This is a genomic window from Opitutaceae bacterium TAV5, assembly GCA_000242935.3.
GTDB lineage: Bacteria > Verrucomicrobiota > Verrucomicrobiia > Opitutales > Opitutaceae > Geminisphaera.
Map to the genome: position 1 here is coordinate 3,596,681 of CP007053.1, position 26,017 is coordinate 3,622,697.

The window sequence follows — 26,017 nt, forward strand, 5'->3', positions numbered from 1 at the left end:
GTCTCGCCCGCACCGTCTTTCCCATGGGCCCCATGCGCCAATCAGGCTCACGGGGCCCATTTCATATCCGTATCACACTCCCGCACACATCATGAAGCCCTTCCTCCACGACGATTTCCTCCTCACCACCGATACCGCCCGCGAGCTTTACCACAAACACGCCGCGCCGCAGCCCATCTACGACTACCACTGCCACCTGCCCCCCGACCAGATCGCGGCCAACCGGCAGTTCGAAAACCTGTCGCAGATCTGGCTCGCCGGCGACCATTACAAATGGCGCGCCCTCCGCGCCGCCGGCGTCAACGAGGATCTCATCACCGGCACCTCCACCAGCGACTATGAAAAGTTCCTCGCCTACTGCCGCAACGTCCCCTCGCTCGTTCGCAATCCGCTTCACCACTGGTCGCACCTCGAACTCCGCCGCTACTTCGGCATCGACCTTCTCATCAACGAACAAAACGCCCCCGCCATCTGGCAAAAAGCCAACGCGAAACTCGCCACCCCCGCGCTGAGCACGCACGGCATCCTCACCTCCAACAAGGTCGCCGTCGTCTGCACGACCGACGATCCCGCCGACACGCTCGAACACCACATCGCCATCGCCAAAGCCCGGACGGATGCCACGGCCGCGGGCAAGCCCGCGCTCGAGACCCGCGTTTACCCGACCTTCCGCGCCGACAAGCTCATGGCGGTCAACAATCCTGCCGTCTTCAACCCCTGGTGCGACACCCTCGGCCAGCGCGCCGACCTCGATATCCGTTCGCTCGCCACACTCCTCGAGGCCCTCGACAAGCGCCACGCCTTCTTCCACTCGATCGGCGGACGCCTCTCCGACCATGGTTTCGAAAACCTCCCCGATGCCGACTGCACCGAGCGCGAGGCCGCCGCCATCTTCGATGCCGTCCGTAGCGGCAAACCCGCCACGCCCGAGCAGACCGCGAAGTTCGTCTTCTTCATCATGGTTTATCTCGGCCGCCTCGATTTCAAACGCGGCTGGACCAAGCAGCTCCACCTCGGCGCGATCCGCAACAACAGCAGCCGCCTGCTCAAGCGCATCGGCGCCGATGCCGGCGTGGATTCCATCGGCGATTTCCCGCAGGCCCGCGCGCTCTCGCGCTACCTCGACACCCTCGACCGCGACGGCGAACTGCCGAAGGTTGTCCTCTACAACATCAACCCGGCCGACAACTACCTCTTCGCCACGATGGCCGGCAACTACCAGGACGGTCTCACTCCGGGCAAGGTGCAGTTCGGCTCCGGCTGGTGGTTCCTCGACCAGAAGGAAGGCATGGAGTGGCAGATCAACGCCCTCTCGCAACTCGGCCTCCTCAGCCGCTTCGTCGGCATGCTGACCGATTCGCGCAGCTTCCTCTCGTATCCGCGCCACGAATACTTCCGGCGCATCCTCTGCGCGCTCATCGGCGCCGACGTCGAGGCCGGCCTGATCCCCGCCGACGAACCCGCCCTGGTGAAACTCGTCACGGACATCAGCTACAACAACGCCGCCGCCCACTTCGGCCTCGAGGTCGGCAAGTTTTGATGCCGTCTTTTCTGCCAATCCGCCATCCGGGTAACATCAGTTAACAAGTGCAGCTGCGAACGTAGTGGCACGGGCATCCTGCCCGTGGACGGCGCGGAGCGCCGCCACTCTGCCTCTCCGGAAGCCCGTGCCCCATGTAGGGGCTTCGCTTGCGAAGCCCGCGTATGCAGGACGCGGCATCAAATAGGCGTGCGCGGGCGTCGCAAGCGACGCCCCTACCGGCGCGGGACGCCCGCGCCGCTTGACTTTCGACTGATGGCTACCCGCGAAATGCCGGGTACGGACCGGGCTTGAGTGACGAGACAATTTCGAGCGCGGACGTTTCCCGGTCGGCCCTGATCGCGGAGAGATGAAGCGTATCTCCGTTTCCCGGACGGGTTGCCGTCACGGCGAGTCTGGACGGAACCTCATCACGCGGCACCAGTTCCAGACAGAAGCCGATCCCGACCGCATCCAGCGCTGCCGGGATGAGCCGGAAGCGCTCGCCGCGATTGACGAGCGCACGGACGGTGACGGTGACATCCCCGCTGGCAGCGGATGCGGATGCTCCCGTTTCCCAGATGACAGGAAGATCGCCAAACACGCCAAACGCCGGCCGGAGCCGGACGCATGTCTTGCCAGCAGCGAGAACAAAGCCGCCCGGGCTGGCAGCATCGTCCGTGACCGTCGCGTCAGGGGCCGTGAGTTCGATGGAAAGCGCCAGTTGCGAGACGTCGAACACACCGTCGGCAGGACGGTCGAGATGGTCATGGAAATCGCCCTTGTCGGTGACGAGCGTGGCCAGCGCGAGCAGCGTGTTGTCGTGCTGCCGCGCCTGAAGCATGCCCGAGGCGAAATCGCGGCCGTCGTGAGTGAAACGGACGCGCAGCACGGCCACGGCGTCGCCGGCATCCCCTGCGCGCCAGTAGCCGAGGACGGGGCGCTGCTGCACCCAGAATGTTCCGGTATTCATTGATCCGATACAAGTGGCCGGCGAATGCCAGACGGTCGAGACGCGATTTTCCGCTTCGCGCGGGGAACGCACGAAGAACTGCCGGCGCAGGACCGGTTCACGTGCGGCCTGTTCGATGGTATCGCGCACGTCGGCCGGAGCCGGATGCCGCGGGATCAGCAGTTCGGCAACGGGGTCGCCCGCGGCGAAGTCACGTCTTTCCGCGGCGGGGTGGTTGGCCGGACGAAAAACAGTGATGCCGACTTCTGCCTCGAGGATCCTGGCGAAAGCGTCGGGCAACAAATCCTGGTAGGCGCGGCTTTGGGGGCCGCAGAGTTGTCCGGTGCCGGGGTGGAAGGTGGTGGCGAATTGCCGCCAGGTGAAGGCATGGAGTTCCTGCAAATGAGCACGCACTTCGGGGTCGCGGATGAGGAGGAGGCCGCGTTCGAGTTCAGTCAGAACGAGGTGGCCGTAATTGGGGCTGTTGTACTCGTTAAAACCCTCGTGGTGCCGCGAGTACGCGATGATGCGTGCGAGCCGGGTGCGGCCGTAGTGGAGGAGGAACGGATCGCCCAGCAACTCGCCGGCGGCGGCGCAGACGACCGCGCCCTTGACGGCGATGTTGGTGTAGCCGGGGCCGACATTGCGACGGAAGATCGAGCGGGCGGCGTGGCCGAGCGCAGCCTCGATAGCGGCGACCAGCGCCGGGCCGCTGGCGGCCTGCGCGGTCAGCGGTGCATGGTAACACGCAAGGATGTGGGCGAGGCGCACGCCGCAGAAGTCGGCCCAGTTCCAGTCGGGCGGACGCATGTCGGAGAGCGGTTCTTCCTGCAACCACGGCCAGATGCCGTAGGTGGGCGCGCACGGGTCGGTTTCCTGCAAGGGAAGGGTGGCCGCGATGACGTCCGCCGCACGCGCGACGGAGGCGGCGGAGCCTTCCGCCAGGAGCAGGAGCGCGTAGCTGAGGGCGTGGCGGGTTTCGTGGACGAGCGTGCCATTGGGCACGCGCGAGTGGTAGCCGGGGCCGGCCCACACGCTGCGCACCATGCGGAGGGAGGGCGTGTAGTTGTCTTCTTCGGCGGCGAGCCAGGCGCGGAGTTGTTCGAGCGTGGCGGGAGAAAGAGAGGGCGGCTGAATGAAGGAGGTAGCGGGTGAAGTCATGAACGGTGTGCGGGAAGGCAGGATTGTTGCATTATTTCGGAGACGATTACCAGCCATGCCACGCGGGATGTGTAACCGCCAATAGAGACAAAACTTGCCCGTGGACGGGGCTCCGCGCCGCCTGCCGGACGCGTAACATCAGTCAATCAAAAAGATTCCGGAGGGCGGCGAGATGGGCATCCCGGTGTTCCATCTCGACACGGTGCGTCCAGGCACAGGCGGCAATAATGAGATCGGTGGACGGGACGGTCAGCCCTTTGGCCCGGCTGCGTCGGGCCAGCTCACGCGCCTTGGCCCAGACCACATCCGTGGCGGGCAGGAGGAACACATCGGCCTCCAGTTGTTCCATCATCTTGCGTTCCGCGGCACCTCGCACCCCGTGCCACAATTCCACCCGCACATGTCGCACCAGGCGGCTTCCCCTGATTGGAGCAAGGCTTCGACCCGGCTGCGGATTCCGGCATCGCCATCGCGTCTCAACGCCTCGATCCGGCTTGATGTGTCGATGAGCTGCACAGGTCGGCGAGTCAGCGGGAAGCCCGGATGGCTTGAAGCTCTTCAGGTGTGATCAGGTCCTGGAAGGTGCCCAGCTTTCCCGCCAGCCTGGCCAGACGCTGCCGGCGGTTGTAATCCGCCACCACAAAAGAGACTGCCTCTGTCCTGGTCCGGGCCTTGGTGAACTTCATGACTTCCGCCAAGTCTTTTTCAGGAATGTCCACCGTCGTTTTCATGCTTCCAATATCGTACATTATGGATTCCGGAACAAGCCGCATTTGCTTCCCGAACAACCCTGCATGAATGCGAATAAAACACGAATCCGGACAGAACCGTTGCATTATTCGGGAGCGATTACCAGCCAGGCCGCCCGCGATGTGACATGGAGCGGAATTTTCAGGATGGGCCGGCCAGTGACGCCGTTTTCGTTTTCAGTCAGGGTGAAGCCGGTGCTGCGGGGGCGGTCTTCGTGGAGATCGTGGAGGGTGACGGTGAGCTTGCCGGTGTGAAAACCGGAGGGCAGCGCCAGCGTGAGTTCGCTGTCGAAGTCGGTGTCTTTCTTCATGAGCTGGTTCATCCGCCAGAAAGGGACGACCAGAGAGCCGTCGCTGACGCGTTGCCAGACGTAGCTCTTGATGAGATCGGGGCCGTTGCTGAAGACAAGCGGGCGAGAGGCTCCGGAAGCGGCCAGGGGACGGAGATCGGCGTCGTTATCGAAGAACTGCGCGACGCGGCGGGCGGCGAGCCAGGCGGGACGCGGACGGGAGGCATCGGGAGTGACGAGACCGAAGTTGGACTCGTAGTGGTTGTCGGGGCGTTCGTCCTGTTTGAGATCATACCAGAACACGCCTTCGAGCGGGATACCGTCGAGTTTCACGCCGAGGAGGACGAGCATGAGGCGGCTGAGGTAGTCGGCCTGGCGGGCTTCGTCAGGGACGTTGGTGTAGCCTTGGGCGGAGACGGAGTAACCGATCTCGCTGATGTAAAAGGGAAGGCGTTTACCGCCGGGCGTGTGCCTGGCGGCGAGGTCGAGCCAGGTGCGGATTTCCTTGGCGAAGCCGTCGGGATCGGTGGGAGATTCGAGGACTTCGCCCCCTTCGGGGGCGGAGTGGCCGCGATAGGGATGGGCGCTGACGGCATCGGCAAATTCGAGGAGGCCGAGCCTGAAAACTTCCTCGGCGTAGCGGGTGGCGATTTCGCGGGGACCGGGGAGCAGCTCTTTCAGGTCGTCGTGCTGCCAGGCGCCGCCCCAGCCGGCAAAGGAGCCGGCCACGATGCGTGCTTGCGGGGATGTTTTTTTGACGGTTGCCGCGAAGAGGCGGGCGGCCTCGACGAACTCTTGCGGGGTGCCTTTCCAGAATCCGCGAAGGTTGGGTTCGTTGTGCAGTTCGACCGCCTGCACACAGGGGAAGCGGCGGACGAGATCGCCGATCCAGGTGGCGAATGGCTCAAAACCTTCGGAGGATTGCGCGCCGCCAAACATGGGGCAGAGGAGCACGCGGAGGCCGCGGGCCTGATAGAGAGCAAGGTAGTCTTCGACCTGCCGGCGGTTTTCGGAGGGCAGGCGTCCGTTGCCGCGCCGGGTGTTTTCGGGGCCGACGAAGAGGTTGCGGTAGAGCGCTTCACGGACCCACGAAAAGTTGGCTTCGACAAGCCAGGGCAGGGTACGTTCGGGGCGCCAGTTGGCGTTAAAACCCCGGTCCCGGGAGCCGGGTTTGGCATTCGGGTTGCCGGGCATGAAATAATCGGTGTGCAGGAAATGTCCGCAGGCGCCGAAGATCGAGTTGCCGGTGACGCGGGCGTCGGGAGCAAGCGGAGGCGGGAGCCAGGAGACCGGTGCGAATTGTTCGGGTTGCGAGGCGGTGCGGGCGGCCTGTGCGGCGGCGGCCTCGGCTTCGGTGGCCGGTCCGGTCTCGAAGCTGACTTCGCTCAGGACGACCTGGTGGCGGGCGGCTTCAAAGAGCGTGCGAAGCCGGGTGGTGACAATGCCGTCGCCGGGAAGCGCGATGCGGGCCTCCTGGAGAGGAATGGCTTCGAAGGGGATTTTGCGGATGAAGTCGGGTTCGGGAAAGAAGGCGCCATCGGGACCGCCATCGGCATGGAGGCGGATGCCGCCGGTGTGCGAGTCGGGAGAATCGGCGCGAGGGTGGACGATGACAACGCGCAGGGCCTTGACCCGGACGGGAGAAGGGAAGGTCCAGTCGATGAGCATTTCCCTCGTATCCCATTTTCCCCATACGGCCATCGGGCCGGAAGCGCCGGTGCGCCCGTCGGTGAGGAGGGTGCGATCGGGGTCGGTCTTGAGGATGTGCTCGAGGCCGGGTTGGGATGGATATTCGTAGGCGGGGGCGGCGGGGAGAAACGAGGGAAGCAGGGCGAAGAGTGAACGTGTGGCTGCGTGACGGAAGCAGGCCGTAAGGGTGGAGCGATGCATGGATGTTGGCGTGATTTGAAAAGGAGGGTGGTGCCCGCCGGAGCCGGGCAATTTGGCGCGACGAAAATGTCAGTCCTGACGACGGCAACATGCGTCGCCGGACTCACCACTGGCTGCCGCTCCAGCGTGACCAGCCCCAGGTATAGCCGGGAGGATTGGTCGGATTCCGGGCGGCTTCGATCTGCTGTTGGGTAAAGGCGACAACGTGACCATCGGCCATGACGAGATTGCAGGCATTTTTATGCCAGTAGGTGCCGTAACCGAGCTCCTTGCTGCGCGCGGTGTTTTCAAAGGCGAGGATGGTGCGCGAAGGTTGTTCCAGCTGGGAAAAAACACCGGGAATGTTGGTGGCCCTGAGGAGTCCGCGCTGGCCGGAATTGGCCATGCAGTAGCTGTTGCCCGATATGTCGAAAAACGTCGGGCGGGTGTCGTTCGCATAACGCCCGGTGTCGGAGGGGCAGCGGTAGACGGAAGTGTCGGTAATATAGGGATACAGAGGCCTGTTTTCTTTCTGGGGCCCGCCCCAGCTGGTGTATTTTCCTCCCCAGTTATACATGCCATAAGTTGCAAAGTCGGGATACACGCCGCGGTTGTCATTGAGGTAGAGTTGAAAACCGGTGCCGATCTGGCGCAGGTTGCTGAGGCATTGGGCTTGCCTGGCTTTACCGCGAACGGAGCCGACCACGGGAATCATGATGCCGGCAAGGATGCCGATGATCGCAATGACGGTGAGAAGTTCGATGAGGGTGAAGGCTCGGACCGGACCGGGCAGGCGGGTGCCGGCAAAGGGTTGGAAATGGCGGGAGTGCATGGGATGGGGGCGAGCAAGTCGGACTGGTGGTTTTCAGGAGCGGCGACGCAGGAACGCAAAACCGAGAAGCGCAGCGCCTGCGACGAGAGCGCAGGTGGAGGGTTCGGGGACGGGGGCGGCGCTTCCGTAGATGGCGATTTCACCGAGATTGATCGAGGAGGAGCTCCCGCCCGGGCGAGTGACGAAGATTTCCACATAGCGGCCGAGAACACTGCCCGTGATCGAGGCGCGGGAGTCACGGTAATTATTTCCGTCGGGCGCATATTGGCCGATGTAACCATCCGTCTGGCTCCAGGTCCCCAGGTTGGTCCAGTTGAGGTTATCTTCGCTGACCCGGACGGTGTAGGTGCCGAGGCCGCGGCTGGAACCATTATCGTGGACGGAAACAATGACATTCTCGATGGTGTAGCTGGCTTTCAGATCGAAGAGGACCTTGATGCCGGCTCCGTCACCGGTGCCGACTCCGGTGTTTCCATCGTAGTAATAATTGCCTTCCGTAAGTTTGGTGAAGCCGGCGTCGTTGGTGATGGTGGTCGTGAGGTAGGTATAGGACGCCCCCGTCTTTCCTGTCGGGAGCAGGTCGGAGGGCAGGCGGTCGGGATTATTGCTTCGGAAAAGATTTCCGGAAGTGGTGTTGTCGGAAAGCAGGAACGCGGCATGCGCCGGCAGGGTGGTGGTCGCCGAGGCAACGGCAACGGCGAGGGCGAACAGGAGGGTTTCGGTTTTCATGCGTTTTTTGTATCTGGTTTTTGATGACAGAAAGACAGGGTGACCTCCTGCAACGGTCCGTGAGGGACGATCACCCGCGCGGGAGCGCGCAGGAGCGGCGGACGATGAGGTCGCCGTGGATCACTTTTTGCGGGAGGACGGAAAGTTTGTTTTTGAGTTTCAGGTCCACCCACTGCGCGGCTTCCTCGCCCATGTCGCGGAGTGGCTGGCGCGTCGTGGTGAGCGGAGGGTTGTAGAACTTGCTCGTGGGGTTGTCGTCGTAGCCGACCACCGAAATATCCTCGGGCACGCGCAGGCCGAGTTCGACGCAGGCGCTGATCGCGCCGTAAGCCATCGAGTCGTTGGTCGCGAAAATGGCCGTGATCTCGGGGTGTTTTTCGAGAAGCTGGCGTGTCTGGTCGTAGCCGGCCTGTTCGGTGATAGCCGTCGGATGATGGGCGACAATCCAGCCGGGACGCGGGACGATGCCGGCCGAGTCCATCGCCTGCTTCCAGGCGGCGAGGCGTTCCTGGTGGTCGACGACGCCGTCGAGATGGCCGCAGAGAAAACCGATGTGACGATGGCCGAGGCGGAGGAGGTATTCGGTCTGCTCGAGCGCGCCGCGGTGACAGTCGCAGTCGATGTAACCGATGCCGGCGAGGTCGGTGCGGTTGGCGACAAGGACCGTGGGAATGCGCGCGGCAAGGAGCGCGCGGCCTTCGGCGGGATCGAGGGGGGTGAGGATAATGGCGCCGTTACAGCGTTTTTTTCGTAACAATTCCGTGAGCGATTGCGGTTCGCCGTCGCGTTCGCCGGAGGTGTGGTAGAGCAGCGTGGTCTCGACGCCGTGCTCGAGGGCATAGGTCGAGACACCGGTGAAAATCTGCGCGAAGAAGTTTTCGAACGAGGGTGCGTCGGCCTGCACGACCATGGCGATACGGGTGCCGCGGCGGATGTTTTCGCGGGGGCGGTAGCCCTTGCCCTCGATGACTGCCAGCGTCTTGCGTCGCAGCTCCTCGCTCACGCCGCTCTCGTTGTTGAGGACGCGGGAGACGGTGGCGACGGAAACGCCGGAGGCTTTGGCTATGGATGAGATGTTCATCGCGGCAGTGAAAGGAGAGGGGAGGGCGCGGGCTATTTCAGAATCGTCGGGTGGCGGGGAGATTGGCGGGTTTTCTTAAAAGTTACGAAACTTAGATTGATAAATTTTGAAATCATGCAATAAAAATCTCCTGAATTTGTTTTGAATTTATCCAACCAGCGATTCCACAAGGCACATATGCATCACAAAAACCACGTCTCTCTCAAACTCGCCGCTGCTCCGGTTCACCGGATGCAGAGCGGCGTCGGCGCCTCCTGGCACTCCATCCTCAATGCGCCCGTCGGCCACGGCGGGAGCGCGTTTGGCGGACAGCCGCCGGTGCTGCCGGTCCACGAGCCGCTCTGGAGATCGATCGAGGCGCAGGCCGATTGGCTGAAGCTGCGCTTCATCCGGCTGGAGTTCGAGTGGCGGCAATTTGAGCCGCGGCGGGGCGAGTTCACCTGGGACTCTCCCGGGATGCGGATTCTCGACCGCATCTGCGCATGGGCGGAGCGGGCGGGAGCCGACGTGATGTTGCAGCAACAGTGGGGCGGGGTCGCCTGGAATTCCTTCCCGGAGTTTCGCGGCGATCCGGCGATGGAGACGTATTCGGCGCCGGCCGATCTGCACGCGTTTGCCGATGGGTGGATGCGCTTGCTGGAGGAGTTGTCTGTGCGGCGCGGATACCGCTGTATCCGATGGATCAATCCGATCAACGAGCCGGGTTACTGGTGGTGGCACTTGCCGGAGTCGTACCGGCTGCTGCGCGTCGAGGGAAACCGGGAGGCATCGCGCCGGCTGCAGCTAAGCTATCTGGCCGAGGCGTGCGCGATCTTGCGGCGGCGGTTGCGTGCGGAGCACCCGGCGGTGCGGCTGATGGGGCCGGACGAGACGGACTTGCCGGTTTATGAACGGCTGGCGGCGGAGCCGTGGTTTGCGGCAGTGGATGACGTGGATTTTCATAGTTACAACTCCGTGTTCGACCACGAGCCGTTGCCCGCGGCGTGGAATTACCACATCGGCGACCGGATCGACTCGCTGGTGCGGCGGTACTGCGACGAGGCGCATGCCGCCGGGAAGGGGCTTTTTCTGACGGAGGTGGGAAGCATGGCCTACGGTTACGGAGCGGACAACCCGGCTCCGGGTTGTCATCTGTCGTCGCTCAAGGACGTGGAGGTCCTGATCCGTTCGCTGGCGGCAGGCGTGGACGGTTTCAGCCACTGGAGTTTTACGAATCGCGGCGACATCGACGGGCAGTGGCAGCTCGTCGACACGTGGAGCATCGAGCACAAAAACTGGCTCCCGGAAGCGCGCCCGCACCGGCCGGCGTTTGACGTGCTGGGGCGGGCGATGCGCCATGTGCCGAAGTGCGCCCGGATTTTTCCGGTCGAGGTGGACGGCGGCCGCATCGGCCAGCCGCCGCACCGGCGGGTGTGGGCCGTGGCCGCGCAGGACCCGTCCACCGGCGTCACCCGGCTCCTCGTGGTGAACAATGCAGAAGAGCCTTTCGAGTTCACCCTGTCGTTACCCGAAACCCGACGTGGAGACGGGACTGCTTCCGATGCCGGCGCCGGCGCGTGGTCGGTGCTCGATCCGTGTTCGGACAAGGCCACCCCGCTCGACAGGAGCCTGCGCGATTCCCGTTGCCGCAGCGGGGTGCTGCCGCCCCGGCAGCTCGTCATTTTGTCCAACGGCGCCGCCACTCCGGAGGAGCGGTCGCTTCCGGCCCGGTATCTGCCTCAACACGACATTGCCAAACGCCCCGCAAATGCGTCTGACTCTCGCCTGGCTCCCAGCCATCTGCATCCTTCCTCCGTAATCCAGTCAGCGATACCATGAGTGAACAAAACCCGTCTCCGGCTCCCGCCGCCGCGCACAACGAAGCCTCCGTCCGGCCCGCAGAAACAACCGCGGCCGCAGCCGTCCCCGAGCACACCGCGCAGATTCTCGCCCATATCGAAAAGCACGTCGGCAAACCCGCCCGCGTGTTGCGCGCCGTCGCACCGGAGGACGGGGCCTCCGTCGACCTTCATGTGGTGGAGCCCACCGACGCGCGGCCTTTTTATACGTTCGTCACCGCGGGGATGAGCGATTTCGCCATGGTCCCGCCCAAACAGTATGCGGACTGGAGCCACGCGGAACTTTACCTGTGTCTGCCGCCGGACTGGAAAATCGATTTCGAAAACTGGCCGAAGGACGAAAACGCCTGGCCGCTCCGCGTCCTCGCCAACATCGCCCGCCTGCCGCACCGCCACGCAGCCTGGATCTGGTACGGGCAGACGCTGCCCAACGGAAACCCGCCGGAGCCGTTCGCGCCATCGGTGGGTTTCACCGCTGTGGTGCTGCAAACGCCGGCCCTGTTGCCGGAGGATTTTCTGGAGCTTCCGGTCGACGGGAAGACCGACGCCGACAAAAAGACCCTCCGTTTTTTCGCCCTGATCCCGATTTTTCCCGACGAGCTGAAGCTGAAAACGCAAAAAGGCATCGAGGCGCTGGAGGAAGCGCTCCAGGCGGGCGGCTGTTCCGAACTGCTCCGTGCCGACCGCGAAAGCGTGGCTCCGGCCCCGAAAAAAGGGCTCTGGGGCAGGCTGTTCGGATAAGGAGCCAAGGCAGGGCTGCCCGTCGCTCCCCCGCCGCCCACCGCCCGTCGCGCCGGCAGCGGCTCCGTTTTTCGTCTCCTCACACACGCGTGAGAGCTTGAGCCCCCGCCAACTTCGCCGCTTTCTTCTCCCGACCGCCCACTTCGCATCATGGCCAAAAAAAGTCCCGTTGTCCGCTCCACCGCCGAACTCGCCGACCACCTCGGCCTCTCGCGCTGGACCGTCTCCCACGGACTCAATGACCGCCCCTGGGTCAAGGAGGAGACGCGCCGCCGCATCCAGGACGCCGCCAGGGAACTCGGTTTCACTCCCAACCCTCTCGCGCGCGGCCTGCAAAACGGCCGCACCGGCATGATCGGCGTCTGCTTCAACGAACTCGAAAACCCCATCATCGTAAAAAAAATCTCGATCCTCCAGCGCCTCCTGCAGGAGCGTGGCTACCAGGGTCTCATCGAACTCACCCTCGGCAAACCCGACGTCGAGCAACGCGTGGTCCAGCATTTCCTCGCCATGCGCGTCGAAGGCATCGTCACCGTCAACTCGCGCTTCGATCCCTCCAGGCTCCTGGCCAGGTCCGGAATCCCGCTCGTCCACATCGATCCCTACGACGAAACGTTGCTTCCGCACGTGCGCATGGATCGCGCCGCAGCCATGGAGGCGCTTGTCCTCCACGCCACCTCGCTCGGCCATCGCCGCTTCGTCCTCCTCGGCATGCCCGAAAACGAATTCGGCGAACGCTGGCGCGGTCTCCGCGCCGGTTTCAGCCGGGCCGGCATCGATGAAACGCGCGACGTTCGCGGCATCGACCGCGGCGACCCCGATCCGCCCGATTACGACCACGGCCGCACGCTCGCCGGCGACCTGCTCGACAGCGGCTTCGTCCCGACGGTCATCCTCGCCGTTAACGACCGTGTTGCCATCGGCGCCATGAACCGCCTTTCCGAGGCCGGCTGGCAGATCCCCCGAAAATGCTCCGTCACCGGCTTCGACAATCTCGACATCGGCAACCACTGGAACCCCCGCATCACCACCATCGACCACCAGGCCGAGGAGCTCCTCGTCAGCGGCCTCGAGCTCCTCTTCCGCCGCATTCTCCGCCCCCGCTCCGGATCGACCTACACCGAAACGATCGCCCCCCGCCTCATCCCCCGCCAATCCACCCTCCCGCCCTCCGCCTGACGCTCCGGTGAAACCCCGATCCGCCAAGATCGAAAGATGCCTTGTCCCCATAAATCACACACGAGTGTGATTTATTCTTGCCATCAGCCAAAACCTCCTCCTCGCTTGCCGTCACTCCACCACGTTTTCCCGCACCCAGGCGCCCCGCATGAATCCCTTGTCACACCACCCGCTGCTGCCCTGCCTCCTCGTTCTCGTCACGAGTCTCGCCGCCCCGGCCCGTGCGGCCACCCTTGTTGTTGATCCCGCCGCCGCCGCGGTGGAGCCGGCCGGGTCCGCCGGAAACACTTTCCGCACCCTCCAGACCGCCCTCGATCGCGCGCAACCCGGCGACACCATCGACATCCGCCCCGGTATTTACCGCGAACACCTTCGCCTCACGCGCGGCGGCCGGCCCGGCGCTCCCGTCACCCTTGCCGGCCGCCCGGGCGCCATCCTCGACGGCAGCATCGCCGGCCGGCTCGACTGGCAACCCGCCCCCGACATCGCTCCCGGCGTCTGGCGCGCCCCGCTCGATTTCCACGCGTTCACCATTGCCGCCAATGGCAAGCTCGTCACCACCCTCGACGAAAAACGCACCGACCCCTCCCGCGAAAAACAACTCCGCCCCCGCGACAATATCCGCTGGCCCGCCGCCTTTCGCGACGGCATCGGCCCCTCCGGCTGGGAGGGTGTCAAGGCCCTCGCCCTCTACCGCCACGAGGCCCGCGAACTCCTTCTCCGTTTCCAACAAAACCTCGATCCCCGCACCCTCGACCTCGCCATCGCGCCGAAAACGCCCCTCATCACCATCGACGGCGCCAGCCATGTCGTCGTCCGCGGCCTCGCCCTCCGCAACGCCGCCTACGGCGTCCACGTCACCCGCGCCGCCGATGTGATCGTCGAACACTGTGCCATCGGCCCCATCGACTTCGGCCTCCACCTCGGCGAAGGCAGCGAACGCGTCACTCTCCGCCACAACGAAATCTGGATGGCTCCTTACGCTGGCGCCGACCCTCGCCAGCCCGGCCAGTGGGATGCCTGGCAAGCCTGCAAAAGTGGTGGCTACTACGACCGCTACGCCGTCCGCATCGCCAGCAGCCGCGGCCACCACGAAATCCACGACAACCTCATTCGCGATCACTGGGATGGCATCCAGTCCGGCTTTCCCGGCACCCCGGAGGAAAACGCCGCCGTCCACGTCCACCACAACCGCCTCGTCAACATCTTCGACGACGGCTTCGAAACCTCCGGAGGCCAGACCGGCAGCCGCTGGCACGACAACCTCATCGAAAACGCCCGCGTGGCTGTCCGCATCAAAGACCCCGCCGCCGGCCCTCTCTACATCTACCGCAACCTCTTTCTCCGAAACCTCCAGGACTTCCGCAACTGGGCCGGCAAGGACGGCCCCGTTCCCGGTGTCCAGGTCCGGATTTACCACAACACCTCCACCTCCGGCGCCGCCTACAACATGAGCTACGCCGCCGGCTCCACCATCACCACGCCCGGTTTTCATTTTCACAACAACCTCTTCTGGACCCGCACCTGGCTCCGTCGGGACAACGCTGCCAGAGTCACCTACCCGCCGCCCGACTGGCAGGGCGACTACAACCTCTATGCCCGCTCCACGCCCGCGCATCCGCGTCCCGGCGAAGCGCCCTTCACCCCGCAAAACCTGGCCGATCTCGACCGGAACTGGGCCGATGCCCGCGCCCTGGCGCAGCAAGCCGGCCGGGACATCCACGCCCTCTGGCTCACCGACCGCGCCCCCGGCCTGACCGATGCCGCCGCCGCCGACCTCACGCTTGCCGCCGACAGCCCCGCCCGCGCCGCCGGCCTCGATCTCTCCGCGCTGGCGGAAAAACTCCCCGGCTGCCCGCCCGGTTATTTCCGCGGCGAGCGCCCCGACATCGGCGCTCTCCAGTTTGGCGAACCGATGCCGCGCCTCCCCCGCCCGCCACCCGCAATCACCACCGCCAGCCAGAATCCAAAACCGTAAATCCGCACGTCTTCACTCCTCACCCGCCCATGAAAAAACCGATCATCTCCTCCATCCTGCCCGCCTTCACGCTCCTCCTCGCCTCTCCGCTGTCCGCCCGGACTGCCACCTGGCAGGGCACCGCCGGAGACGGCAAATGGACTACCACGGCCAACTGGGCAGACGACACGCCCCCCACCGAATTGCTCGACGCCATCTTCGATACAACCGTCGCGCTCACGGTCGATCTCGATGGCGCCGATGTCATCGCGCGCAGCCTCGACGTCACCACCGCGTCCACCTCCGGTCGCACCCTGACCATTTCGGGTGACGGCTCGCTCACCCTCGCTTCCGGCAACCTCACCAAGAGCGGCACCGCCGGCCTCACTCTCGCCTCCGGTCTCGTGCTCGGAGCCAGCGGTGAGTGGAACACCGCCACCGCGGTCACAGTCACCGGAGCGATTTCCGATGGCGGCGAAGGCCACGGCATCACGAAAACCGGTGTCGGCGCCCTCTCTCTCTACGGCGCATCCACTTGGTCCGGCGGCTTCGAGATGGCTGGCGGCAGCGTCCAGATCTATCACAACGCCGCCCTCGGAACGGGGACACTCAAGCTCACCTCCGGCACGACCCTGGGATTTAATTTTAATGGCAGCGCCCTCGCCAATGCCATCGAGCTTAACGGCACCACCACCGACTGGCGCATGGGAACCGCCGCCGGACTGGGGCGCGAAGTGACGCTCTCCGGAGCGATCACCGGCACCGGCAATCTTCGCACCCGCGGCGGGGCCGGGACCTGGCGTTTCACCAACACCATCAACCTCACCGGCAGCCTCCAGTTCACCGCTTCCGATACCGCCACCACCGGAGCCTACACCAGCATCCTCTCCGCCGCTCCCACGCTTACCAACAACATCCGCCTCGGCCTCGATGACGCCGCCGCCAGCTTCAACCTCCTCTTCGACCAGGCCGGCGCCTACGGCGGCTTCACCAACATCACCGTCCTCGCCAACAACGCCCGCAACACCATCGCCGGCACCCACGACACCGGCTCCGTCACGCTCGCTCCCACCGCCACCAACGGCATCGTCCTCAACAACACCGCAAACAATCCCGACGGCGCGGCCAACTTCGCCACCCTTCACCAAGCGGCCACCACGCGTATCGACAAGCGCATTACAGACAGCGGCGGCGCCACGCCGGTCCCCGTTTTCATCAACGCCACCTGGCAGCAAGTCGATGCCGCCGCCACCGCCGCGGCCAATACCGCGGGCGCGGCCGCCTATACCACCTGGACTCCCACCGGCGTCGTCGAGTTCGCCGCCACTACCGGCAACACCTACGCCGGCGGCACCACCGTCGAAGCCGGCACCCTCCGCGTCACCAACACCAGCGGCTCCGCCACCGGCGCCGGCGCGGTCCTCGTGAAAACCGGAGCCCGTCTCGACGGCACCGGTATCATCGCCCCGACGGGCGCCGCCGGCATCCGCATCGCCGACGGAGCCACCCTCGCCGCCGGCGACGCCGATTCTCCCGGCACCCTCCGCTTCGACGGCGGCGGCACCACTGCCCCGCTCCTCACCCTCGATGCCGGCGCCACCCTCGAATTTCGCCTCGGTTCCCCCGGCGTCGGCGACCGGATCGACCTCTGGAGCTACACCGCCGGAGACCTCGTTTTCTCCAACAACACCGTCAACATCCTCGACGTCGGCGGACTCGCCGAGGGCACCTGGACCCTGTTTGCCTTCTATGCCGATTCCGGCTCCGACGTTTCTGTCGTCAGCGGCATCCTCAGCGGCCTCACTCTCGGCGCCGGGCTCGAAGCCTTTTCGGCGAGCCACTTCGTCTATGCGGACAACCGCATCGACCTCGTCGTCGCCTCCTCCATTCCCGAAGCCTCCACCTGGCTCTGGGTCGTTCTCCCCGGCCTCCTCGGCATCGCCCTCCATCAACGCCGCCGCCACCCCCGCCTCTGATTCACCTGCCCCTCTTTCGCCCCGCCATGAAACACACGCCACGCACCCGCTGCGTCATCGCTCCCCACGCCGCCCTCCTCGCGTTCACGCTGGTCGAACTGCTCACCGTCATCGCCATCATCGGCATCCTCGCAGCGATCATCATCCCCGTCGCCGGCAACGTCCGCAACAAGGCCCGTGGCATGCAATGCCTCTCCAACCTCCGCCAGATACAGGTCGCCAACATCCTCTACGCCGCGGACAACAAAGACACCTACGTCCCCATTCGCGACGACACTCACGAGGCCGAATACGGCAGCCGGTGGTGGCGCAGCAACCCCCACTTCCTCGCCATCCTCAGCCCCCGCCCCACCATGGTCGAACAACTCAAATGCCCTCTCGGCAAGGCCCTCTACGACAGCACCTCCAACAAACACTCCACCGCCTACGGTTACAACTCCACCAGTCTCAGCCCCGGCGGCATCACCGGACTCTGGCAGGTGAAAGTGAGCGATGTCCAGCGTCCCTCCCGGACCATTGCCTTTGTCGACGCTCTCGACCAACACGTGAAATACGCGAACTCCAATGACTACACGGGCGAGGAAGTCGCCACAAACCAGACCACCTCCTACCGACACGGCGCCGCCGCCAATGTCGTTTACTGGGACGGCCACGCCGCCCTCGTCAAACGCGACCAGCTCGCCAAGGACGCCGCCGACCTGAACAAACCGCAATGGATGACCGTCGAATAATCTCATGCCCTCCTTCCTCATCTGTATCCATAAAGCCGTGACTACGGCCTGCCTGTCGCTTCTCCTCGCCGGCGCCCTCCACGCCGCGCCGGCCGCCGCCAGCGGTGTCACACCCTCCGCGCCGCCCCCGCTCACCCTCGCCCTCGTCGGCGACTCCACCGTGGCCAACTATCCGCCCGGGCATCCCCGTCGCGGCTGGGGCCAGCTCCTCCCCGAGTTCCTCGCGCCCAATGTAAACGTCCTCAACGAAGCCCGCGGCGGACGCAGCACCAAAAGCTTCGAGGCGAAATACTGGACCCGGGTTCTGAGCGCCAAGCCCGACTTCATTTTCATCCAGTTCGGTCACAACGATTCGCACGCGAAGGACAAACCCGAGGCTACCGACGCCGCCACCGACTATCGCGACAACCTCCGCCGTTACGTCACCGAAGCCCGTGCCGCCGGCGCCACTCCCGTGCTCGTCACTCCCGTCAGCCGCCGCACTTTTCGCAAAGGCCAGCTCACCGACCGCCTTGCACCGTACGCTGATGCCATGCGCATCGTCGCCACCGAAACGAAGACCCCGCTCGTCGACCTCCACAAAAGCAGCGCCGATCTCTTTACCCGGCTTGGCGAAGCCGCTACCGACGACTGGACGCTCAACAATGCTGGCCAGCCCGATCAGACCGGCCCGGGCGACCGCACTCATTTCACCGAAACCGGCGCGCGCGAGATCGCCCGCCTCGTGGCTGAAGCGCTCCCCGCCATCGATCCGCGACTGGTCGGGGCGACTGTCATACCGTCGGGCTCCGCGGTGTCTCCATGAACGCTTCCGGTGCGCTTCCTCATCTTCAGCCGTCCCGTTCGCGTGGCATCGCCGCCATCGGCGCCGGTCATATGGGTATCGACCACATCGCTACGCTGGCCAATCCCGCAGCCGCGCCCCGCTGGCACCTTCTCCATGTCTGCGACCTCTCGACCGGTCGCCTTCGACTTGCCCGTGAGATGGCTCCCCACGCTGCCTTGCATACCGGGGATATCGACGTTCTTCTCGCCGATCCGGCCGTCGAGGCCATCACCGTCAACACGCCTTCCGCTGTCCGTCCCGGCATCGTCCTTCGTGCGCTTGCCGCCGGCAAACACGTCCTTTGCGAAAAACCCCTTGCGCCTGCTCCCGCCGCCGCCCGGCAACTCGCCGAAGACATCGGATGCCTTCTGGAAAAACGCTCTGCCGCCGGCCAATCCCCGCTGCTCCTCACCTGCAATCTTTTTAGTCGAAATATCCCCTGGCTGCGCCGCGCGCACGACCTCATTCGTGAAGGAGCGATCGGACAACTCGCTATTATCCGGACCGCCCATTGCACGCCCAAGTGGAAAGACCCCTCGCGTCTCACGCGCCCGCGTCCCGAAGGTCACACGCTGCACAATTGCGGCATGCACTATGTGGACCTCATCCGCTGGCTCTCGGGAAGTGAATTTACGGATGACGCCACCTGTCGCGCCACGCGCTTCTGGGGCGGCGAGTATGAACTCCATTTCATGGCCCAAGGCCGCATGGCAAATGGCTGCGCCTGGGATCTGCACAACAGTTTTTGCTACACGTCACTCGCTCGCGATCCGCGCAACTGGTCGGTTGTCGAGTGCATCGGCACGCGAGGTGTTATCAGCGCCCGGCACGATTTCCATGACGCCCGCTTCGAAGTCCGCGGCCCCGCTCTCACGCTCGACGAAACGTTCTCCTACGAAAGCAAACAGCTCTCCCGCTATTACGATGACTTCGCCTGCGCGCTCGACACGGCCGACCTCGGCCGCCTGCCTCGCATCATGGATGCAGTTATCGCATCCGAATTCAGCCAACGCCTCGTTGATCAGGCACTTGCCGGTCCCGTTCCGAACTTCGGGGATGCCAGCACCTTCTCTCTATCGTCCTGATAATCGGTAAACCGGCGGCTGTTTCTCCCCTTCCGTCTGTCAGATTCCGACTCGTCATGTCGGCTCCGCAGTTGCTCCGGTTGCGGCGTCCTCCGCGGCCTTCGTCTGGTCCGCCAGTTCCTTCACCGCCCGCTCCAGTCCGGCGCGCACGCGCCTGGTCATCCGGTCGATAAACAACGTGCCCGCCAGATGATCCGCCTCGTGCTGGATGCAGCGCGCGAGGATGCCGTTGCACTGCAGCACATGCGGCACGCCGTCGGCATCCTGGAATTTCACGATGATCTCTTCCGGACGCGACACGTCACCGCGGATTTCCGGGAACGACAGGCAACCCTCTTCGTAAACCACCTTTTCGCAGCCCGGAGCCGCTTTCACTTCCGGGTTCGCCATCACGAGCGGCATGAACAACTCCACCGGAGGTTTCGCCCCGTCCAGCTCCCAGTCGTAGTCGCGGTCCGCCGTCCTCACATCGACGACGCAGAACCGGATGGCCCGCCCGATCTGCTGCGCCGCCAGGCCGATGCCTTTTGCCGCATGCATGGTCTCGATCATGTCGTGGCCCAGTTTGGCCAGTGCGGCGTCAAAAACGGTTACGTTCTCGCCTTTTTTTCTCAGGACGGGGTTGTTGTAGTGAACAATTGGCAGCACCATGAGTCGAAACGTGTAATTTTCGCCGCAGCCTGCGAGTTTCTCTTTTCATCGCAACCATCAAGAAGACGTCCGCCCACACCCGTGCCTCACGACGGCCATAACACTCTCCCGTCCGGTCCATCCGGTCCGCCCGCCGGCGACACCCCGCCGCCTGCCGCTTCCCGCTGGCCGGCCGTCGTGCTCTGGGCGTTGCCCGGCATCGTCTTCGCTCTCGTCGCCTGGGCGCTGCCGGTTCACATCAAATCCGTGACTCCCGCGCTCCTCCGCCAGGCCGGCGAAGGCACGCTCGCCGCCTCCGCGCTCGGGCAGCGCCTTCTCGACGGCAACCGGCCGGGTCCGGCCGCCATCGTTCTCGACGCGGCGCGTGCGCTGGGCGATCCGCATGCCGGGGCGCTCGAGGAAGATCTCGCCGCCTTCGCCCGCCGCCAGCCCGCCCTGATTCCGTGGGGCGGACGCGATCCGTTCCTCGATCCTCTCATGAAGCAACCCGGCGTCGCCACCCGCGCCGCCGCGAGTACCCCGGTCCTGACTTTTTTCGTGCCCGAACGCGCCCGGGCCGCGCTTCGCGATTTTCTCGCCAACTCCCGTTCGCCCGGAGTCCTCGCGCTCCTGAGCACCCGCGGGATCACCGCCACCGAAAACTTCGTCCCCGCCACCCGCGCCGGCGGCCAGACGCTCGATGCCACCCTCCTCCTCGCCGCGCTCCTCTACCAAGGCGAGCACCTCACGCCTGCGCTCCAGCGCGAACTCGCCACCCTCGCCGCCGATGCCAACGCCTCCGGCCGCATGGGCCCGCTCGAGGATGTTTACCTCAACCTCCTCTCGCTCGGGCGCCGGCTCGACTGGATGCAACTCGCCTCCCTGCTGCGCATCACAGGTTCCGTCGAGACGCTCGCCCAGTTTGCCGGCCTCTCCCGCGCCGTGCCCGATGCCTTTCCGCTTCTCTACACCGCCGCGCTTCTCGACGGCTCGGCCGATCCTGTGGCCGGCTATTTCACCCGGCACGGCGCCGAGGCGGCCCTGCCCGACCTCCGGCTCGCTCTCGGTTTCGGCGAGGGCGCGGTTCGCCAGCTCCTCCTGCGGCAGGTCCCCGTCAGCCGCCAGGCCGCGCCTCCGGCCGCTCTCGGTGTCGGCCAACTCGCCGAAGTCGCCCTCCTGTATCCGCGCGCCGTGCTCGCGGCCAAATACGTGGCCTGGTTCCTCGCCGCCTTTTGCCTGCTCCGCGCGCTCGACCGGGCCATTGTCGGCCGCGCCACCCGCCCGCGTTCAGGGTTCAGAGTTCAGGGTTCAGAGTTGTCGGCAACCGGCAGTTCAACCCACTCCGCTTCGCTTGCCGACAACCCCAAGCTCCAGACCCTGAACTCCAAACTGACACGCGACAGCGTGGCCCGCCCGCATCTCGTCAGCGCCGTCCTCGCCATTCTTCTGGGCGGGCTCGTCATCGCCGCCACGGAACCATTCCTGCTGCGCGTCACACCGGCGGCCACCGATTTCCGGCTCAGTTTTGCCGTTCCCGTCATTTCCGACGTCACCGATTCATCCACACTCACACATCAACCACCCTCCTTCGCCATGGACACCAACTCGCTCCTCTCCATCGGACTCTTCGCTGCGCTCCAGATCGGCATGTACCTCATCTGCCTGCTCAAGATCCAGAGCATCGACCGCCTGCCGCTCGGCCCTCTCGTGAAACTCAGGCTCATGGAAAACGAGGAGAACCTCTTCGACGGCGGCCTCTATCTCGGCATCGCCGGCACCGCGGCCGCCCTCGTCCTGCAAGTGCTCGGCGTTCTTGATCCCAACCTCCTCGCGGCCTACTCCTCCAACCTTTTCGGCATCACCTGCGTCGCGCTCGTCAAGATCCGCCACGTGCGCCCCTACAAAAACAAACTCATTCTCGAAGGCCAGGCCGCCATCGCCGCCGCCGCGGCCGGCCAGCTCTCCGGCGCCGCCACGGCAGCCGCTGCCGGCAGCCGCGCTCCGCTCTAGCCCGCCGCCGCTTCCTCACGCCGGTCCCGTGCGTTCCCTATTTCCCATCCAACCGAGCCACCACGGACGATGAACAAGACTCTTCTCCTCATTCTCTGCGACTTTCTCCTGCTCAACCTCCTTGCCCTCACCCGCTGGGACAAGGCCGAGCCGAGGCCGCAACCCCCGCCCGCCGCCGCGGACAAAACCACGCAGGACACCGCACCCGCCGCCACCGCCAAGGACGACATCGTTGCCGTCATGCGCCTCTCGCTCGAGGACGAGCGCAAGCAGCGTGACACCCTCGCGCAGCAACTCGAGAGCACCCAAAGCACCGCCGACCAGCTGGCCGCCGAACGCGCCCGCCTCGAAGCCGAACGCCAGCGCCTCGAGCGCGAACGCGCCGCCCTCGACCAGAACCTCACGCAGACCCGCGAACGCGCCGAAAAGACCGCCGCCGAACTCACCGCGCAACTCACCACCACCAAAACGCAGGCCACGACCGCCGCCGAGCGTGCCGCCGCCCTCGAGCGCGATCTCGCCGCCCGCGCCGCCGAAGTCGAGAAACGCGAAAAGGAACTCGCCGACCTCGCCGCCCGCCAGGCCGAGGCGCAGAAGCAGATCGAGAACCTCAACGTCACCGTCCGCGTGGCCGAACAGGAAAAAAACCTCCTCCGTGAAACCGCGCAAAACCTCCGCCTCCAGGTCGATGCCGAGCGCAAGGAACGCGAAAAAGTCCAGGAAACCACCACGCAGCTCGCCACCGGCGTCAGCCAGCTCGCCGAGCACTCCGCCGACCTCACCAAGGAAATCCGCGAGAGTCGTCCCATCAACGCCAATACTCTTTTCAACGACTTCCTCGCCAACCGCGTCCGCGTGGACGTGACCGCCCGCCGCTCCAGTTTCCTCGGCCAGATCAACCGCGTCCGCGAGGCCCGCACGATTTTTGTCAACGACGGCGCCACGACCTACGCGCTCCTGCACATCGACGACACCCCGTTCAGCGTGCGCGAAAGCGGCGCCGACTGGGAGCAGATCACCGCGACCTACACCCCGCCGAAAGGCGGCGCGCGCCAGACGATCCCGGCGCTGCATTTCCTGAAACTCGACCCGCGTCTCATCGCGGTGCCCGTGACGCCGGAGCAGCTTTCCAGCTTCGGAGTGAAGACCTACAAGACCGCGCTCGATCCCTACCGTTTTCCGGAGGCCGTTCTCATCAGCAACGGCGGCGCCGGGTACGGCGAACTCCCCTTCAAGCTCGATCCTGCGACGCCCGGTTACGTGAAAGTGGAAAACCGGTTTTTCCGTCGCGTCTTCGGGGATTTTTCACCCAACCGCGGCGATCTCGTGCTCAGCAAGACGGGCGAACTTCTCGGCGTGATGGTCAACAACGACTACTGTGTGGTGATTGGCGCCTTCGCGCCTTCCGCGACCATCAACACCGGTTACGACCTCAAGGAACGCCAGCCGACCTCCGCCCTCCTCGACACCCAGGCCGGCCGCTACCGCGCCCTGCCGCTGCGCCTGCAATGATCCGGACGGAGCGGCGGCATTCCTGCCGCTGCGACGACGCGAAGCGTCGCCGGTCCAAACCGTATCCATGCAGGAAATACTGAATCAATTGATGACGTGCTGCATGGGAGACGGATTTCTACTGAGTTGCAGCAGGGTTTGCGGCCACTGACTCGCCGCCGTTTTCGCCCGTGAAAACGTCCGACTGCATGGATACGGTTGAGCGGCGAAGCATTGGGCGAGGTGCTGGCGCACCTCGTCGCAGCGGCAGGAATGCCGCCGCTCCGTCGATCCCCACCGCTCCTGTCGAACCCACTTGCGTCCGACATCCAGGGCTGTCCTGTTTTATGTGCATCGGGATCTGGAATTTTTATCCATTTCATAATCAAAAACTAATCTAATTCCCCTTTTTCAGGGGGTATTTTGAGCTTGCGGGAATAATTAAGTTCTGAATGTTTATGAACTCACTAAACAAATGGGTTCTTCCGTCAACAGTGCCGACTCCGCAGTCGCTGCCGCCGCCAATCTTCATCCGGTGTTCGATCGCGTCCTGCCGCGTGCGGAAAAGGAAGCCCGGTTTCGGCAGCATGGACGGGTGATCTGGCTCTACGGGCTCTCCGGCTCGGGCAAGAGCACGCTCGCCATCGCGCTGGAGCGCAGCCTCTTCGCCGCCGGTTTCGTCACCCACCTGCTCGATGGCGACAACGTCCGCACCGGCCTCAACCGCGGGCTCGGCTTCAGCGATGCCGACCGGGCGGAGAATCTCCGGCGCGTCGCCGAAGTGGCGAAACTCTTTGTACAGGCCGGCATCATCACGATCTGCTCGTTCATCACGCCGCTCAGGGAAAATCGCTCCCGTGTTCGCGAAATCATCGGGTCTGACGATCTTCTCGACGTTTACGTGAAGGCTTCATTCGAAACCTGCGCCCGTCGCGATCCGAAGGGCCTCTATGCCAAGGCCGCCGCCGGCGGAGTCGGGCAATTTACCGGGCGCGACTCGACATTCGAGCCGCCGGAGCCTGCGTCCATCGCGCCCGGCGCCGACGTCCCCGCGCTCGTCATCGACACCGAGGCCGCTCCGCCCGAGGCCTGCCTGCAAACGCTTCTCGATACCCTGCTCCCGCGTATCCGGTTTCCCGGCACGTCCGCGCCCGCGCTTTTTTCACCGTCTCCCTCGGCTGTTTCCTCTTCCACTTCACGACATTGATCAAGACCACATGACCGCTATCGCTTCGGCACCCGTATCCGCCAAATCCCTGTCTTCTTCCGCCCGCTCAGGCACACCCACCGCCAACCCGCCGGCCGCCACGCCGGCGACCGCCCCCGCCGCACCGGCGACCGCCCCCGCCGCACCGGCGTCCGCGACTCCGGACGCCGATGCGGACGCCGCCGGGCCAGCCACGTCCGTCGCCGCGTCCTCCGCGCCTGTCCGCGCCGCCGCTCACGCCTCCGGATTTTCGTCCTACAACCTCACCCACCTCGCCCAGCTCGAGCACGAGGCGATTTTCGTGATGCGTGAAGTCGCCGCCCAGTTCGAGCGGCCCGCACTCCTCTTTTCCGGCGGCAAGGACTCCATCGTCATGGTGCGCCTCGCGCAAAAGGCCTTCGCCCCCGCGCGTTTCCCGTTCCCGCTCGTCCACATCGACACCGGCCACAATTTCGTCGAGACGATCGAATTCCGCGACTGGCTGGCGAAGGACACCGGCGGCCGCCTCGTCGTCCGTTACGTGGAAGATTCGATCAAGTCCGGCTCCGCGGTTGAGGAAAAAGGGCCCAACCCCTCGCGCAACGGACTCCAGACCGTCACGCTGCTCGAAACCATCGAGGAGTTCAAATTCGATGCCTGCCTCGGCGGCGCGCGCCGCGACGAGGAGAAGGCCCGCGCCAAGGAGCGCTTTTTCTCCCATCGCAACGAATTCGGCGAGTGGGACCCGAAGAACCAGCGTCCCGAGCTCTGGAATCTTTTCAACGGCCGCAAGCAGGTCGGCGAGCACTTCCGCGTCTTCCCGCTCTCCAACTGGACGGAGATGGATGTCTGGCAATACATCGCCCGTGAAAACCTCCGCATTCCGTCGATCTACTTCGCGCACCGGCGCCGCGTTGTGAACCGCGGCGGCACGCTCCTCGCCGACACGCCCTTCATCAACCTGTTGCCCGGCGAGAGCTTCACCGAGCGCACCGTGCGCTTCCGCACCGTGGGTGACGCCACCTGCACCGGCGCTGTGGAATCCACCGCGGCCGACCTCGCCGAGATCATCCAGGAAGTCGCCTCCGCCCGCGTCACCGAACGCGGCACCCGCGCCGACGACAAGCGCTCCGAAAGCGCCATGGAAGACCGCAAGAAAGCGGGCTATTTCTGAAATTTTTTTAA

Annotated in this window: 21 protein-coding genes; 13 read left to right on the top strand and 8 right to left on the bottom strand. The window is 64.9% G+C overall.

Annotated features, from left to right (window positions below):
• Positions 1–91: 91 nt before the first annotated feature.
• Entirely contained in the window at positions 92–1,540 is a 1,449-nt protein-coding gene (locus OPIT5_15425; protein ID AHF91401.1) for a glucuronate isomerase, read from the top strand.
• Between the two features lie 259 nt (positions 1,541–1,799).
• On the opposite strand, the gene OPIT5_15430 is transcribed toward OPIT5_15425, so the two are convergent.
• The 7 genes from OPIT5_15430 to OPIT5_15460 all read right to left on the bottom strand — a co-directional run bounded on the left by OPIT5_15430 (position 1,800) and on the right by OPIT5_15460 (position 9,182).
• Complete coding sequence (locus tag OPIT5_15430; GenBank protein AHF91402.1) at positions 1,800–3,632, bottom strand: hypothetical protein; 1,833 nt, start codon at positions 3,630–3,632, stop codon at positions 1,800–1,802.
• Between the two features lie 142 nt (positions 3,633–3,774).
• Positions 3,775–4,032: a hypothetical protein gene (locus tag OPIT5_15435; GenBank protein AHF91403.1), complete on the bottom strand. Its 258-nt coding sequence runs from the start codon at positions 4,030–4,032 to the stop codon at positions 3,775–3,777.
• A 127-nt stretch (positions 4,033–4,159) separates the two neighbouring features.
• Positions 4,160–4,405, bottom strand: coding sequence for a hypothetical protein (locus tag OPIT5_15440; protein ID AHF91404.1), 246 nt, complete (start codon positions 4,403–4,405; stop codon positions 4,160–4,162).
• 62 nt (positions 4,406–4,467) lie between these two features.
• Positions 4,468–6,561: a hypothetical protein gene (locus tag OPIT5_15445; protein ID AHF91405.1), complete on the bottom strand. Its 2,094-nt coding sequence runs from the start codon at positions 6,559–6,561 to the stop codon at positions 4,468–4,470.
• 103 nt (positions 6,562–6,664) lie between these two features.
• Positions 6,665–7,372 carry a hypothetical protein gene (locus OPIT5_15450; GenBank protein ID AHF91406.1) on the bottom strand — a complete coding sequence of 236 codons (708 nt, stop codon included), beginning with the start codon at positions 7,370–7,372 and terminating at the stop codon, positions 6,665–6,667.
• A 33-nt stretch (positions 7,373–7,405) separates the two neighbouring features.
• Positions 7,406–8,101 (bottom strand): hypothetical protein, encoded by a 696-nt coding sequence (locus OPIT5_15455; GenBank protein AHF94424.1) that lies wholly within the window; start codon positions 8,099–8,101, stop codon positions 7,406–7,408.
• Between the two features lie 70 nt (positions 8,102–8,171).
• Positions 8,172–9,182, bottom strand: a complete 1,011-nt coding sequence (locus OPIT5_15460; GenBank protein AHF91407.1) for an alanine racemase — start codon at positions 9,180–9,182, stop codon at positions 8,172–8,174.
• 177 nt (positions 9,183–9,359) lie between these two features.
• Between OPIT5_15460 and OPIT5_15465 the strand changes: the two genes are divergently transcribed.
• The 8 genes from OPIT5_15465 to OPIT5_15500 all read left to right on the top strand — a co-directional run bounded on the left by OPIT5_15465 (position 9,360) and on the right by OPIT5_15500 (position 19,515).
• Complete coding sequence (locus tag OPIT5_15465; GenBank protein ID AHF91408.1) at positions 9,360–11,000, top strand: hypothetical protein; 1,641 nt, start codon at positions 9,360–9,362, stop codon at positions 10,998–11,000.
• A complete protein-coding gene (locus OPIT5_15470) occupies positions 10,997–11,761 on the top strand; it encodes a Suppressor of fused protein (SUFU) (GenBank protein ID AHF91409.1) in 765 nt (254 codons plus the stop codon). The genes OPIT5_15465 and OPIT5_15470 overlap by 4 nt, the downstream gene beginning before the upstream one ends.
• Positions 11,762–11,911: 150 nt before the next feature.
• Positions 11,912–12,940 carry a LacI family transcription regulator gene (locus OPIT5_15475; protein AHF91410.1) on the top strand — a complete coding sequence of 343 codons (1,029 nt, stop codon included), beginning with the start codon at positions 11,912–11,914 and terminating at the stop codon, positions 12,938–12,940.
• A 148-nt stretch (positions 12,941–13,088) separates the two neighbouring features.
• Positions 13,089–14,918 (top strand): hypothetical protein, encoded by a 1,830-nt coding sequence (locus tag OPIT5_15480; protein ID AHF91411.1) that lies wholly within the window; start codon positions 13,089–13,091, stop codon positions 14,916–14,918.
• A gap of 29 nt (positions 14,919–14,947) precedes the next feature.
• Positions 14,948–16,873 (top strand): autotransporter, encoded by a 1,926-nt coding sequence (locus tag OPIT5_15485; GenBank protein ID AHF91412.1) that lies wholly within the window; start codon positions 14,948–14,950, stop codon positions 16,871–16,873.
• A gap of 26 nt (positions 16,874–16,899) precedes the next feature.
• A complete protein-coding gene (locus OPIT5_15490; GenBank protein ID AHF91413.1) occupies positions 16,900–17,604 on the top strand; it encodes a hypothetical protein in 705 nt (234 codons plus the stop codon).
• A gap of 4 nt (positions 17,605–17,608) precedes the next feature.
• Positions 17,609–18,409: a pectate lyase gene (locus OPIT5_15495; GenBank protein AHF91414.1), complete on the top strand. Its 801-nt coding sequence runs from the start codon at positions 17,609–17,611 to the stop codon at positions 18,407–18,409.
• Positions 18,406–19,515, top strand: coding sequence for a dehydrogenase (locus OPIT5_15500; protein AHF91415.1), 1,110 nt, complete (start codon positions 18,406–18,408; stop codon positions 19,513–19,515). The genes OPIT5_15495 and OPIT5_15500 overlap by 4 nt, the downstream gene beginning before the upstream one ends.
• A gap of 54 nt (positions 19,516–19,569) precedes the next feature.
• Here the strand turns inward: OPIT5_15500 and OPIT5_15505 are convergent, their stop codons facing one another.
• The gene (locus tag OPIT5_15505; GenBank protein ID AHF91416.1) at positions 19,570–20,166 is read right to left on the bottom strand and encodes a peptide deformylase; all 597 of its coding nucleotides are present in this window, start codon (positions 20,164–20,166) and stop codon (positions 19,570–19,572) included.
• An 81-nt stretch (positions 20,167–20,247) separates the two neighbouring features.
• Here OPIT5_15505 and OPIT5_15510 point away from each other — a divergent pair, with 81 nt between their 5' ends.
• The 4 genes from OPIT5_15510 (at position 20,248) to OPIT5_15525 (ending at position 26,006) form a co-directional block, all read left to right on the top strand.
• Positions 20,248–22,155 carry a hypothetical protein gene (locus OPIT5_15510; protein AHF91417.1) on the top strand — a complete coding sequence of 636 codons (1,908 nt, stop codon included), beginning with the start codon at positions 20,248–20,250 and terminating at the stop codon, positions 22,153–22,155.
• 69 nt (positions 22,156–22,224) lie between these two features.
• The gene (locus tag OPIT5_15515; protein AHF91418.1) at positions 22,225–23,667 is read left to right on the top strand and encodes a hypothetical protein; all 1,443 of its coding nucleotides are present in this window, start codon (positions 22,225–22,227) and stop codon (positions 23,665–23,667) included.
• Between the two features lie 454 nt (positions 23,668–24,121).
• On the top strand, positions 24,122–24,853 hold the full coding sequence (locus OPIT5_15520) for an adenylylsulfate kinase (GenBank protein AHF91419.1): 732 nt from the start codon (positions 24,122–24,124) through the stop codon (positions 24,851–24,853).
• 10 nt (positions 24,854–24,863) lie between these two features.
• A complete protein-coding gene (locus OPIT5_15525) occupies positions 24,864–26,006 on the top strand; it encodes a sulfate adenylyltransferase subunit 2 (protein AHF91420.1) in 1,143 nt (380 codons plus the stop codon).
• The last annotated feature ends 11 nt before the right edge of the window (positions 26,007–26,017 follow it).